Annotated in this window: 10 protein-coding genes and 3 pseudogenes; 7 read left to right on the forward strand and 6 right to left on the reverse strand. The window is 61.4% G+C overall.

The genetic code is table 11. The annotated features are described in order from the left end of the window. Window positions 1–319: 319 nt before the first annotated feature. Complete coding sequence (locus ACN5AZ_RS18125; protein WP_419430314.1) at window positions 320–1576, reverse strand: glycerate kinase type-2 family protein; 1257 nt, start codon at window positions 1574–1576, stop codon at window positions 320–322. A 4-nt stretch (window positions 1577–1580) separates the two neighbouring features. Continuing rightward, window positions 1581–2654, reverse strand: coding sequence for a tartrate dehydrogenase (locus ACN5AZ_RS18130; RefSeq protein ID WP_419430315.1), 1074 nt, complete (start codon window positions 2652–2654; stop codon window positions 1581–1583). Window positions 2655–2825: 171 nt separating this feature from the next. On the opposite strand from ACN5AZ_RS18130, the gene ACN5AZ_RS18135 reads away from it, so the two are divergent. The 7 genes and pseudogenes from ACN5AZ_RS18135 to ACN5AZ_RS18165 all read left to right on the forward strand — a co-directional run. Then, window positions 2826–3740, forward strand: coding sequence for a LysR substrate-binding domain-containing protein (locus tag ACN5AZ_RS18135; protein WP_419430316.1), 915 nt, complete (start codon window positions 2826–2828; stop codon window positions 3738–3740). Between the two features lie 116 nt (window positions 3741–3856). Beyond that, entirely contained in the window at window positions 3857–4840 is a 984-nt protein-coding gene (locus ACN5AZ_RS18140) for a TAXI family TRAP transporter solute-binding subunit (RefSeq protein WP_419430317.1), read from the forward strand. A gap of 95 nt (window positions 4841–4935) precedes the next feature. Then, window positions 4936–7131, forward strand: coding sequence for a TRAP transporter permease (locus ACN5AZ_RS18145; protein ID WP_419430318.1), 2196 nt, complete (start codon window positions 4936–4938; stop codon window positions 7129–7131). A 109-nt stretch (window positions 7132–7240) separates the two neighbouring features. Beyond that, window positions 7241–8272, forward strand: a complete 1032-nt coding sequence (locus ACN5AZ_RS18150) for an MBL fold metallo-hydrolase (RefSeq protein ID WP_419430319.1) — start codon at window positions 7241–7243, stop codon at window positions 8270–8272. A gap of 105 nt (window positions 8273–8377) precedes the next feature. Continuing rightward, window positions 8378–8926: pseudogene (locus ACN5AZ_RS18155) on the forward strand (transposase). A 294-nt stretch (window positions 8927–9220) separates the two neighbouring features. Continuing rightward, window positions 9221–9385, forward strand: coding sequence for a hypothetical protein (locus tag ACN5AZ_RS18160; RefSeq protein WP_419430320.1), 165 nt, complete (start codon window positions 9221–9223; stop codon window positions 9383–9385). A gap of 14 nt (window positions 9386–9399) precedes the next feature. Next, window positions 9400–9910: pseudogene (locus ACN5AZ_RS18165) on the forward strand (transposase); the annotation flags it as partial. A 988-nt stretch (window positions 9911–10898) separates the two neighbouring features. Here the strand turns inward: ACN5AZ_RS18165 and ACN5AZ_RS18170 are convergent. The 4 genes and pseudogenes from ACN5AZ_RS18170 to ACN5AZ_RS18185 all read right to left on the reverse strand — a co-directional run. Beyond that, a complete protein-coding gene (locus tag ACN5AZ_RS18170; protein WP_419430321.1) occupies window positions 10899–12086 on the reverse strand; it encodes an aromatic amino acid transaminase in 1188 nt (395 codons plus the stop codon). Between the two features lie 6 nt (window positions 12087–12092). Beyond that, window positions 12093–12419: a hypothetical protein gene (locus ACN5AZ_RS18175; RefSeq protein ID WP_419430322.1), complete on the reverse strand. Its 327-nt coding sequence runs from the start codon at window positions 12417–12419 to the stop codon at window positions 12093–12095. 3 nt (window positions 12420–12422) lie between these two features. Further along, window positions 12423–13223 (reverse strand): pyrroline-5-carboxylate reductase, encoded by an 801-nt coding sequence (gene proC, locus ACN5AZ_RS18180; protein WP_419430323.1) that lies wholly within the window; start codon window positions 13221–13223, stop codon window positions 12423–12425. Between the two features lies 1 nt (window position 13224). Next, a pseudogene (locus ACN5AZ_RS18185) lies at window positions 13225–13468 on the reverse strand (alcohol dehydrogenase); the annotation flags it as partial.

Below are 13468 nucleotides of genomic sequence, written 5' to 3' on the forward strand. Positions count from 1 at the left end.
CCTGCTTCAGGATCGCCATGATCTGCGCGTCGCTGTACCGTCCATTCTTCATCGTAAATCTCCTCAGATATCTTGCCGAGAAAATTCTACTTTTGAACACCACTAATTTTTGGGGGGTTTACCCAGGCGCGTCATGCCTTGTCCTGTCAGAACCTCAACTCGCCGTAACTTCGTAACAATCTCTTCGGGCTTCGGTCGCTTGTTTGCCATTGCTGGTCCTCCGTTTCCTAAAAATAGGGGCGGACCACTTCAAAGGGGGAGGCTCATGTCCCATGCGAACTGTATTTGGAAGCGTTGTCGAATAATCCGGCGATGATTGTCACATCACAAGAATGGCGCGAAAATCATTCACGTTCGTCAATGTAGGCCCCGTGCGGATCAATTGGCCAAGCTTATCGAACAAAGTATAGCTGTGGTGGCCCGCCAATGCGTCCAGTGGGTCAAGCCCGGCGACACGGCATTTGGACATAAAGTCCGGACCGATCAATGCGCCTGCCGCATCTTCGGTGCCGTCGATCCCATCCGTGTCCGCCGCCAAAGCGTGTATTCCTTCCGCGCCATTCAACGCGATCCCGAGTGACAGCAGAAATTCGGTGTTACGCCCGCCCCGCCCGGCACCGGCCTCGCCAATGGTCACGGTTGTTTCGCCACCCGACAACAGCACAGCCGGTCGTTTAACAGGCGCACCGTGGCGGGCGACAGAACGGGCCATCCCGGACATAACGATCCCCGCCTCACGGGCCTCTCCTTCGATGGCGTCGCCCAACAGAACCGGCGTTACCCCATTACGCCGCGCTACTTCGGCGGCCGCCTCGAGCGACTTTTGCGGCGCAGCGATCAGGCGAAAATCTGTATCGAAACCTGGCTGAGGATCCGGCGTGGACAGCAGCAACTTCCGCGCCGCTAGCGGAATGCTGGACCCGAGGTGCGCCACCAAACGCGTCAAATCCTGCTGTGCCGTCGGATCGGGAACCGTGGGTCCCGATGCAATCGCCGCCGGATCATCCCCCGGTACGTCGGAGATCGCCAAGGTCACCAACCGCGCGGGCCGCGCCGCCAGTGCAAGCCCCCCGCCCTTGATCAAGGACAACCGGCGCCGCACGCGGTTCATCTCTTCGATGGTCAGGCCCGAGCGTAGCAACGCCGCGTTGACCGCGATCTTGTCTTCCAGTGTCAGATCGGGATGCGGCAAAGGCATCAGCGATGACCCGCCGCCCGAGATCAGTGCCAGAACAAGATCATCTGCGCCCGCAGATTTGGTCGCGGCAAGGATCTCTTTCGCTGCCGCCAAACCCGCCTGATCCGGGACCGGGTGCGATGCCTCGCGCACAGTTATCCGCGAACAGGGCACCGCATGACCGTACCTTGTGACCACAACACCGGAAAGGTCGACGTCCGGCCAGGCCTGCTCGACCGCCTGCGCCATGGCGGCGGCCGATTTTCCGGCCCCCACCACGATGCAGCGCCCGCGCGGTTTGTCCGGCAAGTGGTCTCGAACCACACACTCTGGTTTCGCGGCGGCAATGGCCGCATCGAGCATTTCGCGCAACAGCGCGTCGCAATCCCGGCTGGTCATCGGATCAGATGTTTTCGCCGCGGATCGCGTCACACACCGCGTCGGTCACCTGCTGCGTATTTGCCTTGCCGCCCACATCCGGGGTCAACACGCCATCGGCACAGACCTTTTCTACCGCACGCATCAATCGCGCCGCCGCGTCGGTCTCGCCCAGGTGTTCCAGCATTTGGGATGCGGTCCAGAAGGTCGCGACCGGGTTGGCGATGCCTTTGCCAGTGATGTCGAAGGCCGAACCGTGGATCGGCTCGAACATCGACGGGCTGCGCCGTTCGGGATCAATGTTTCCGGTCGGGGCCACACCAAGACTGCCTGCCAGCGCGCCTGCCAGATCGGACAGAATGTCCGCATGCAGGTTGGTGGCCACGATGGTGTCGAGGCTTTGTGGATTCTTGACCATCCGCACGGTCATGGCATCGACCAGCATTTTGTCCCATGTCACATCCGGGAAATCCTTGGAGACCTCTTCCGCGATCTCGTCCCACATGACCATGCCGTGCCGTTGCGCATTGGACTTTGTCACCACGGTCAACAGCTTGCGGGGCCGTGATTGGGCCAGGGCAAAAGCGTAACGCATGATCCGCTCGACGCCCGTACGCGTGAAAATGGCAACCTCGGTGGCCACTTCTTCGGGCAGCCCTTTGTGCGCACGGCCACCGATCCCCGAATATTCGCCTTCGGAGTTTTCGCGTACGATCACCCAGTCGAGATCATCGGGCCCCACACCGGCCAAGGGCGACGTGATGCCCGGCAAGATCTTTGTAGGGCGGACATTGGCATATTGATCGAACCCCTGACAGATGGGCAAGCGCAGCCCCCACAGCGTCACGTGATCGGGCACATCGGGCGCGCCCACCGCGCCAAAAAAGATCGCGTCATAATCGCGGAGCTCTTCGGCACCGCCTTCGGGCATCAGGGCACCGGTTTTCTTGTATCGCTCCGACCCCCAGTCGAAACTTGTGACATCCAGCTCGAACCCGCCATCGCGACGGGCCAACGCGTCCAGTGCCTGAAGCCCTGCGGCGATCACTTCGGGCCCGATACCATCAGCCGGAATGGCCGCGATCTTATAGGTTTTCATGGGGGTCTCCTCCGGGGAATTTGTGTTGTGGCAACGCTAGAAAGACACCCCCATTCGGGCAAGTTGCGCAAAACTGTATACGCAAATGATATAATTATCGGCGCGATTGAACCCGCGTGGCATATAATGAATTTAGACGCGACCGACTGAAGTCTCGGAGCAAAGACCACGATGGATTTGACGCATTTACGCTGCTTCATTGCCGCCGCAGAGGAGCTACACTTTGGCCGCGCGGCCCAACGGCTTGAGATGCTGCCTGCCTCGTTGGGTCGGCAGATCCGACAATTCGAAACCCATCTGAGCGTGCGACTGTTCCAGCGGACCACGCGGGCCGTCACCCTGACCGAGGCGGGACAGGCCATTCTGGAGGATGCGCGGGCGCTGGTCACCGCGGCCGAATCATTGGAGCAGAAGGCGCGCAGTGCTGCTGTGGGCGGGCAACGCACCCTGCGCGTTGGTGCCATTGACAGCGCCGCTGCCGGGTTGATGCCGCAGTTGCTGAAACTGATCCGGGCCGAGCAACCCGGTCTGGATATCCAATTGATCGAACAAAAGACTATTCATTTGCTGCCAAAGCTGCTGAGCGGATCAATCGACTTGGCGTTTTGCCGTCCACCGGATGTGCGCGACCCGCGCGTCGTGTTCCGCACCCTGTTTCATGAAAGTGCGGTCGTGGCCTTGCCCAATGGTCACCGATTGGCGGACCAGACCTGTATCGATATCACGGATCTGACGGACGAGCCCCTGATCGTGCCGGATCGGCGGTCGCGCCCACATTCACATGATCTGACAATCAAACTGTTTGTCGACGCAGGGCTGACCGCGCGGATCGCTCAGGTGGCCGAGGAAAAGCACACCATCGTCAATCTGGTGTCCGCAGGCACCGGGCTGGCCATCGTACCGCGCTGGACCTCCAGGCTTCAGGTGCCCGGCGTCAGCTTTGTTCCTTTGTCGCTGCCCGAGGGGATGGTGCATTCCAAGCTGATCCTTGCGGTCGCTTGGACACGGGGCACCCGCGACCCGATGCGGGACCGCTTTCTGGATGTGCTGGAACGCCATTTGGCTGATCTGGAAAGCACCGCCTGATTATTTCAGATTTGAATATAAATCTTTACCAATAGCGAAAAAACGCGCGGCTTTCCATGATCGGTCTTGGGCATGGTTGCGAAAACGACCGTGCGGAGGACCAAAGGGAGGACACCATGAATCTTAAGGCAATGTTCCTGACAACTGTATTGGGTGGAATGGCCACGGTGGCCCACGCCGAATCGCATGCAGAGATGGACAAGACCGATTGGCCCAGCAGTGTCACGATCGGCACCGGCAGTCAGGGAGGCACCTATTTTACCTATGGCAGCGGCTTTGGCGCGTTGATCTCGGAAGAGCTGGATCTGAACGCGGGTGTCGAGATCACGGGCGGCCCGGTGCAGAACGTCACGCTGGTCGAGGCGGGCGAGCACCAGCTTGGCTTTGTCACGCTTGGCCCCGCAGATGAGGCACGCCGCGGCGAAAGCCCGCTGATGCCCGGCGTCCCGCATGAAAACGTGCGCGCGCTGTTCCCGATGTACCAGACCCCGCTGCAGGCGGCTGTGCTGGCTTCGTCCGATGTGATGGGCTTTGCCGATCTCAAGGGCAAGCGCGTGGGCGTCGGACCGGCTGGCGGCACCTCGGCCACTTACTGGACGCGCTATTTTGAGGCCACCGACGAAAGCGCCAAGATTTCCAACGCAGGTGGCTCTGACACCGCCGGTCAGCTCAAGGACGGTCTGATCGACGCTTTCGTGTACGCAGCAGGACTGCCCACCGGCGCCTATGCCCAGCTGGCGGTGGAAAACGACGTGCGTTTCCTGTCGATGGACGACGAAACCCTGGCCAAGATGAAGGAAATCGCACCCGCGATGCAGGAGTTCACCATCCCGGCGGGCACCTACGAGGACCAGCCCGAAGACCTGCAGACCGTGTCGCTGTGGAACTTTGCCATTGCGCATAAGGACATGCCCGACAGCCTCGCCTACGAGATCACCGCACTGGCGATGGAGAACCCCGACCGCATGGTGCAATCCCACGCCGCCGCCCAGGAAACGCTGGCAGAAAACGTGCTTAAAAATCAGGTGATCCCTTTCCACCCCGGTGCGGTCAAGTGGTTCGAGGAAAACGGCTACGAGATCCCCGCAGATCTGAAGTAATCGGACCTCAACTTTCATGACGTTATAGCGCGGGCGGTTGAGTTATGGCTCTCGCCCGCGTTTTTCTTTCAACCCTTCTTGATGGGTGATCCAGAATGACCAATACGCCCGACCATCAGGGTGCAGCCGCGGCCGACATCCGTGTTTCACTGATCGAACAGGAAACCGCGCAGGCCAGTGTCGACGAGGAGCCGTTGGCCGGAAACCAGCGTGACTTCACCGGCGCGCGCCACATCACCATTGCCTGCCTTTGCGTGGCATACTCTGTTTTCCACCTTATGGTGATGAACGTCTATCCGCTGGAAACCTGGGCGTACCGTCTAAGCCACGTTGGCGGTGGTCTGTTTCTTGGCTTTGTACTGTTCGGGGCGCGTGCTTTGGACGGGGCGGAGAACCGATCGAGCCATCCGCTGTCTTTCGCCTTACTCGCCGTCGCCGCACTGGGGATCGGTTACGGGCTGATCTCCGTCACAGCAATCTGGATCAACGGCACAGTCATGGGCGAAATACTGCCCCCGAAATGGGCCATGTCCACCTTTGGCATTCCGTTGGCTGTGGGCACTGTCGCTGGCATCCTGCGTGGCTGGCTGTTCTCGCAGACGGAGCGCGCGCGTTTCGACTGGGGCGACGTGCTGTTGGGCATCGCGGCTCTGGTCGCGACCGCCTATCTCATCTTCTTCGCACGGCAATTGCAACTGCGCGCAGGCATGCCCATGGCGCTGCCTGCTGACATGTGGTCAGCCATTGTTGGCGTCATGCTGATCATCGAACTGACGCGCCGTCTGGCCGGAATGGCGCTGGTGATCATCGCCTCTGTCTTTGTGGCCTACGCCTTTCTGGGCCCATGGCTGCCGGGGATCTTCGAGCATCGCGGCTATGACGCCAAGCGTTTCTTCTCCTACATCTACACCGACAACGGCATCCTGTCCGCGCCGATTGCGATTTCTTCGACCTACATCATCCTGTTCGTGATCTTCGCGGCCTTCCTGCAGACGACCCGTGTGGGCGAGTATTTCGTGAACCTTGCTTTCGCGGCTGCAGGACACAAGCGCGGCGGTCCGGCCAAGGTGGCGATCTTTGCCTCTGGCCTGATGGGCATGATCAACGGCACATCGGCGGGCAACGTGGTCGCCACCGGTTCGCTGACGATCCCGATGATGAAAAAGGTTGGCTACCGCCCGCAGACCGCCGCCAGCGTCGAGGCCGCTGCATCGACCGGCGGGCAGATCATGCCGCCGATCATGGGCGCGGGTGCCTTCATCATGGCCGAGATCACCGGCATTCCTTATATGGAGATCGTGTCGGCAGCGATCATTCCCGCTGCGCTGTACTTTTTGTCGGTTTATTTCATGATCGACCTCGCAGCGCAGAAAGCGGATCTCAAGGGTCTGCCGCGCGACCAGCTGCCCAAACTGGGCCTGCTGATCCGGCAGATCTACCTGCTTACCCCAATCGTGGTGCTGATCGCTGCGCTGTTCGCGGGCTATTCGGTGATCCGTTGCGGGACGCTGGCGATGATGACCGCCGCCGTGGTGTCCTGGCTCACGCCGCACAAGATGGGACCGCGTCAGCTGTTCCACGCGCTCGACAACGGCGCGCGGATGGTGCTGCAACTGGTGGCCGTCTGCGCCACCGCCGGAATCATCGTGGGCGTCATTGCACTGACCGGCATCGGCTCGCGGTTCTCCACCGTGCTGCTGACCTTGGCGGACCAAAGCCAGATCCTCGCGCTGTTCTTTGCCATGGTGGTGTCCATCATATTGGGCATGGGCATGCCGACGACTGCAGCCTATGCGGTGGCCGCTTCTGTCATCGCGCCGGGTGTCGTAAACCTCGGGGTCGAGCCGCTGATCGCGCATCTGTTCATCTTCTACTTTGCGGTGATGTCAGCGATCACGCCGCCGGTGGCTCTGGCCGCCTACGCCGGATCGGCGCTGGCAGGGTCTGACCCGGTGAAAACCTCGGTCGAAAGCTTCCGCATCGGTCTCGCAGCCTTTGTCGTGCCCTACATGTTCTTCTTCTCTCCGGCGATGCTGCTGGATGGCGCTTGGCCCGACATCGCCCATGTGGCGGTGACAGCGGTGGTTGGCGTCTACCTGTTGTCCTGCGCGGTACAGGGCTGGTTCTTTGGCCATGCGAGCGCGTTGGTGCGCGGGGCGTTGGCCATCGGCGGGTTGACGATGATCGCAGGGGGTTGGACGACGGATGCCATCGGACTGGTCATCGCGGTGGCGTGCTGGGTCTGGCAACGCCGCATCAGCCCGACCGAGACCGCGCCCGTTTCAGAGTGATCCAGGCTTTCTGGTGGCGGGTTCGCTCGCCACCAGGCACCTTTTGTTGACTATTAAACTCAGAAATGCCATCCCGCGCCAAATTGCATTTGGCCAAGGGGTGCCTTCCATGAAACGACAAACGGTGGCGCAGTGGATCGGGACTGCTCTTATGGCGCTGCTGCCGGGGCTGGCCACAGCACAGGATATGGCCCTTGCACAGGACCATGCGGCACGCGGCTGCGCCGCCGCAGCCCAGTTTCCCGGATACGCGTCCCTGTGCGATTTGGAGGCGCAGATACGCAATGTGAATGTCCGGCGGGATGGTGCGTCGGGCCAAAGGTCTGCCGAAACCGGCCGCCGCAACCGTCCGCAGCGCCCGACATCCAAGCTGCAACCGCTTCCTCTGCCCGCGACCCAGGTCTTTGACAACCTTTGGTTTCTGGGCACGCCGTCTGTTACAGCTTGGCTGTATGGCTCTGAAGCGGGCTATCTGCTGATTGACGGGCTCAACTCGGATGAAGAGGCGCAGCAGATCATTCTAGACGGGATGGCAACCCTCGGCCTCGACCCGCAGGCGATCCGCGCTGTGCTGGTCACCCACGGCCACGGCGATCACTACGGTGGCGCGGACTATGTGGCGGATACGCTCGGGATCGACGTGCTCATGACGCAGGCCGATTGGGATCTGGTGCAGCAGATCGGTACGCATCCGCGCTTTGGGCCGCCCCCCGCACCGGGCGGCGTCGTGCAGGACGGGCAAGTGCTGCGCTTTGGCACTTCATCGCTGACGATCCGCGTTACTCCAGGTCATACGCCGGGCACGATCTCGCCGGTCTTCACGGTCACCGATGGCGAGGCAGAGCATGTGGCGATGCTGTGGGGTGGAACGGGGTTTAACTTCGGTCCCGATCCCGAAATCTTCGCCACTTACGCGGACTCCGCCAGACGGATGGCAGTACTGGCAAAGAGCGCGGGCGTTGATGTGATCCTCTCCGGCCACCCGGCGCGCGATGGCACACGCGAGAAGCTGCGCCGCCTCGCAAACCGCACAGAAGTGGATCCGCATCCCTTTGTGCTCGGCACCGAAGGTCTCGCGGTTTTCGACGTTTTGGAACACTGCGCACGCGCGCAGGCCGCGCGATTTACAGCTGCGAAATAGTCACATCATACTTAGTGGTCTATTTATTCCGAGGCAATTTAGGGTCAGGACCCACTGACTTCCCGGTATCAGCGTGATTCACGGCTCGAATATCGAGCGGTGAACATGTCTGATCTCTTCTGGTTGAGCGTTGCGCAGATGGCGCGTCTGGAGTCTTTCTTTCCGAAGTCCCACGGCAAGCCTCGCGTCGATGATCGACGTTTGAGTGGGATTATCTTCATCAATCGCAATGGTTTACGTTGGCGCGATGCCCCGGTGGAATATGGGCCACACAAGACATTCTACAACCGCTGGAAACGTTGGAGTGACAAGGGCATCTTCGCGCGGATGATGGTCGGCTTGGCCGCCGATTGGTTCCGGGAAGCGTTGAAAGACAAAAGGATACGCGCCTGCATCCCTGGCCGGAAGCCGCGGAAGATACCCCTCTCGGGCCATCACCGCGTGATGCCCTGCCGGGCAGTGGACAAGCGACCGTACAAGCGCCGGAACCGCCCCTCTCGTGACATTGCTCTGCAATGCACTGCCGGGCAGTGATACGAGATCATGTTCGGCAGGTTGGAGGATTGGCGGCGTGTTGCGACGCGATACGATAGATGCCCGAAGGTCTTCCTGCCCGCCATCGCCCTCGCAGCACTCACTATCTACTGGCTATAAATCCTGACCCTAGTCTTGCGCCCAAGTCATTGAAATTCATAAATTTGGTAAAGCCTGTCAGAAAATTCAGGGCCGCACTACCAAATTTAATATTTCCAATAACTTAGCAGTATGGGCGCATCATGGCTCTCAGGCCTCGCTGAACTCCGGCTTCTCGTCACAGTCCGGTTCTGGGAAGCAGAAAAGCGCGTGACACTGCGGGCGAACCATCGCACGCGTGGCGCCACCATAAAGCGTGTTTCACTCCCCGATCGCCAGTGTCTTGTGGATCTCCGACTGGTGTACGGACTTCCAATGGCGAATGAACATTTCGAAAACCCCCTTCCTGTCGCTGTCCAACTTGACCGCAGGCCACTCAACGGCGAGGAAATGCTCAATGGCGATTTATCCTACAGCCTCGCCGCCGAGCATAGCGAGGAGGGGACTGTGATGATCCCCTATCGGGACATCACTTCGTGATACCCTGTCGGGCGGTGGACGCCACCCATCTGAAGGCCCATCGTGCGGCGTCCAGCCTGGGCGGAATGAAGGGGGGCGTGGACGGCTGATTCCCTGTCCGGGACTGCGCAGCAATGGCACGAGAGGGGGCCGTACCAAAGGCGGTATGAACACGAAGCTGCACGCCGTCTGCGACAGCCAGGGCCGGCTCATCGCCTCGTTCCTATCGGACGGTTCCGTCAGCGACTACATCGGGGCGCATGCGCACGTTAGCGGGCTGACCAACGTGGAATGGCTTCTCGGTAATTGCGGTTATGATGCCGGATGGTCCAGAGAAACCGTTCAGGACAAGAAGATACGTCCTTGCATCCAAGGTCGGAAGAAACGGAAGACGCCCGTCCAGTACGACAAGCGGCGGTACAAATGCCGCGATCGCATAAAGATCATGTTCTGAAGGCTCAAGAACTGGCAACGCGGTACGACCGATGCCCAAAAACTTTCGTCTCGGCGATCGCACTCGCCGCAACCGTCATCTTCTGGCTGTGAGTGGGAATGAGTTCTGAGTCTAGGTCTGTGCCGCTCAGGCATTGCGCGTCAGGTGTTCAAGGAAATTTGCTTGCGTTTTGTACTACGGCAGCGCCCGTGAATCTGGCCCATCGCGGTCATCGGTCAGCGAATTATCTTTTGAGGTATGACTTCATACCTCAAAAGATGATTCTGGGTAACTGGTAGTTTTCAAATACTTAGGGTTCGCTTTTCTGAGGGCGTGCCGCCGCCGCGCCAACATTCAGGGGTTTGCCTGTCGGCTGATATGCCAGATGCGGCCTATTTCGCACCCACGATGTGTCCCTTTTAGAGGATCGGTATCTGCGAGGTTGCGTTCATTGCGTAAGGCCAATCGGTTTCGTGCTCTCGCGTCCAGCGGGAGGCTTTTCCGTACCTGGTCGTCAGGCGCCCCAACTCCTGTCAGCTGTTCGGTTTGACTGGAGTGAACGGGGGAGTCACGTGGCACGCAAAGAAGCCGCATACTGGGTGTTTGAGGTGCAGTTTCGGTGGGGCAAGACTGCTGGGCGTTGGTCGGCTTGGCGAACTTGCCCTGCATTTTGATAGGGGGAGGGGCACTCCCGCCACTTGGGTTTGGCTACGTCGGCCGTTCACTAAGCGCGTCATCGCTGCACCGCAGCTGTGCCAAGTCCACATTTGATCATGGTGCAGCGTTTTCAAAGGGTGAAGGGTGGAAATGCGGGACCTTCCTGCCATTAGCTGCAACGGTTCGATCCGCGCCGCGCTTGCGAGGCGTTCTGCTGGAAGGGCGCATCGCTGCCGTTCGCTGCGTCCTCCACGAACGGCAGCGATGCGCAGGAAACGGACGCGCTCTGTCAAACCGGAAGAGCACTTCGCTAGGCCGACCGGCCCCCTCCGGACATCAAATGACTGGAGCTTTCTGCTCCGCAGCTTTGCAGAACGCAGCATGTTGTTCGCCCGATCACCCAGTCGCGAGGTAGCAAATAGAGGACAGCGGGTGCGCGCCTTTTCAGATGGACGGTGACAGAAGCCTGCAGACCGCTTTCACCAGCCAGTCGACGTCCGCGTCGCCGAGGCGGGCGACGTTGATCCGGCCGCCCTGCACCACGTGGATCCCATGGTCGCGGGTCAGGGCGTTTTCCTGCGCGGTGTTCAGGGGCAGCAGCGAGAACATGCCGGACTGCCCTGCGAGGTAGGCCAGCCGGTCGGTGCCAAAGAGGTCGCGTTCTGTGGCGACGATTTGCTGGCGCATTCGAAGCACGCGCTGGCGCATCTGGTCGAGTTCACGCAGCCAGAGCGCCTTGAGGTCCGGGTCCTGCAGGATGGTGCGCACCACCGAGGGGCCGTGGTCCGGGGCGTGGGAGGCCCCGGAGCGCACGATGGCCGTGACGGCGCGGGTGAGGCGCGCGTGATCCTGCGCGCGCGTTTTCACGTACAGCGCCCCAGCGCGGTCGCGGTAGATGCCGAAGGATTTGGACAGCGTGATGCAGACGATGCATTCCGGGAAACGCGCGGCGATGCGGCGGGCCGTGGCGCAATCGGCCTCGAAGCCTCTAGCAAAGCCAAGGTAGGCGAGGTCGATCCACGGCACGATGCCGCGCGCCTCCAGCAGATCCAGCAGGGCGGTGATCTGGTCCTCGGACATGTCCGCGCCGGTGGGGTTGTGGCAGACCCCCTGCAACAGGAAGACATCGCCGGGGCGGGCGGCCTTCAATCCGTCGAGCATCTGGTCAAAGGTCAGTTCCGCGCGCAGCCGGTCATAGTAGGGCAGCGCCTGATGGCGCGCTCCGGCGGCGGTCAGGATGGGGACGTAATTGCCGTAGGTGGGCTGTTGCAGCCAGACGGTGGGCGGCTTGGGCATCTGCGCCAGCAGGTCCGCCATCACCCGCAACGCCACCGCGCCACCGGAGGTTTGTGCCGCGACCCAGCCCGCGTTGAACGCCTCACTCAGCACCGCCTGACCCAGCGTGTCGCAATAGGCCGCGTCCCCGGTCAGGGCGAGGTAGGACTTGCTGGCTTGCGTGTCGACCAGCCGCTGTTCGGCGCGCTTCACCGCCTCCATCACCGGGGTGCGGCCGTGGGCGTCCTGGTAGATGCCGACGGTCAGGTTCAGCTTGTCACGGCGCGGGTCCTGCGCAAAGAGATCGGCACCGATCATGATCGGATCGATGGGGTAGTCTTCGACCTGTTCAAACATCCTGCATCATTCCCCCTTCAAGATCCCGGTTATGACCAGCGTCTCGAAATACTCGACCTTCAAGTCAAAGGATTTCAGGAGCTTCTGGGTGCTCGGCTTGACCACGGCATCGTCAAAGGCCCCCTGTTCAAAGTGCCCCGCCGCAGCAAGGTCTGACCACAGGCTGGTCACGACCAGTTCGCAATCGGTCCCGTTTACCTTGACCGCAAGAGACGCGCCGAGATGACGGGGCAATGCCGCCATCTCCTTGAAGGTCGTGCGGTCCAAATGGTCCGCATAGTGCTGAAGCACCTCCTGAGAGCCCGCAACGGCACGCCACCACCGAATGATCATGTCCTATTCCTTGCCCAGCTCGACAGCCCGGTCGCGGCAGGCGGTCATGGCTTTTGCGATCACACCCCCAAAGCCGTGCCTTCGCATCGAGGTGATCGCCGCATGGGTCGTGCCCCCGGGCGAAGTCACGCGGCAGCGCAGTTCTTCTGGCGTGGCGTCTCCCGCCGCCGCCATTGTGGCCGCGCCAAGCGCGGTTTGCACCGCCAGCGTCGTAGCGTCCTCGGGCGTCAGGCCCAGGGTGACGCCGCTGCGGGTCATCTCTTCGATCAGCAGGTAGACATAGGCCGGGCCGCTGCCGGAGACGGCGGTGACCGCATCCAGCAGGTCTTCGCGCGCAAGATCGATGCACAGACCGAAGGCCTCGACGATGTCGCGCGCGCGGGCGCGTTGCGCGTCGTCCACATGGGCATTCGCAAAGATCCCCGTGGCGCCCAACCCCAGCAGCGCCGGGGTGTTGGGCATGGTGCGGACGATGGCGCGGGGGCCAAAGAGCGTCTCAAGCCGGGCCACTTGCACCCCCGCCGCGATGCTGATCAGCAGCTTGCCGTCCAGCATGCCAGCAAGCTGCCCGGCCACCTGCGCGATGACCTGTGGCTTGACCGCAAGGACGACGGTGTCTGCCTCGGCACAGCCCTCGCGCGGGTCATCCGTGACCCGAACGCCGTAGCCCGTCTGTAAACGCGCGCGTTGCTCCGCGCCCGGATCGGCGACGGTGATCTGGTCGGCGGCCATGCCCTTGGCGATCAGCCCGCCGAGGATCGCGGTGGCCATGTTGCCGCCACCGATGAATGCGATGCCTGCCACGTCAGAACCGCGTGATCACAGTGGCGCCGACGGACTGGAATTTGTCCATTTCCATCAGGGCCTTGGGGGCGTCAGAGAAGCTGATCTGCTGGCCCACCAGCCGCGACGGATCAAGCCGCCCGCTGGCCACCATGTCCAGCATGGCGCCGTAGCGATGCGCCTGCATCCCGTGCGATCCCAGCAGTTCGATCTCCTGCCCGACGATCTTCGGCATCGGGATCGCGGGCGCGGCGTGGTCGCCCAGC

The organism is Sagittula sp. SSi028, assembly GCF_048553715.1.
In the GTDB taxonomy this organism is placed as follows: Bacteria; Pseudomonadota; Alphaproteobacteria; order Rhodobacterales; family Rhodobacteraceae; genus Sagittula.

Bases quoted from the DNA above. Each gene is read 5' to 3' on its own strand.
- ACN5AZ_RS18125 (WP_419430314.1), bottom strand. From the start codon at position 1,576: ATGACCAGCCGGGATTGCGACGCGCTGTTGCGCGAAATGCTCGATGCG.
- ACN5AZ_RS18130 (WP_419430315.1), bottom strand. From the start codon at position 2,654: ATGAAAACCTATAAGATCGCGGCCATTCCGGCTGATGGTATCGGGCCC.
- ACN5AZ_RS18135 (WP_419430316.1), top strand. From the start codon at position 2,826: ATGGATTTGACGCATTTACGCTGCTTCATTGCCGCCGCAGAGGAGCTA.
- ACN5AZ_RS18140 (WP_419430317.1), top strand. From the start codon at position 3,857: ATGAATCTTAAGGCAATGTTCCTGACAACTGTATTGGGTGGAATGGCC.
- ACN5AZ_RS18145 (WP_419430318.1), top strand. From the start codon at position 4,936: ATGACCAATACGCCCGACCATCAGGGTGCAGCCGCGGCCGACATCCGT.
- ACN5AZ_RS18150 (WP_419430319.1), top strand. From the start codon at position 7,241: ATGAAACGACAAACGGTGGCGCAGTGGATCGGGACTGCTCTTATGGCG.
- ACN5AZ_RS18160 (WP_419430320.1), top strand. From the start codon at position 9,221: ATGGCGAATGAACATTTCGAAAACCCCCTTCCTGTCGCTGTCCAACTT.
- ACN5AZ_RS18170 (WP_419430321.1), bottom strand. From the start codon at position 12,086: ATGTTTGAACAGGTCGAAGACTACCCCATCGATCCGATCATGATCGGT.
- ACN5AZ_RS18175 (WP_419430322.1), bottom strand. From the start codon at position 12,419: ATGATCATTCGGTGGTGGCGTGCCGTTGCGGGCTCTCAGGAGGTGCTT.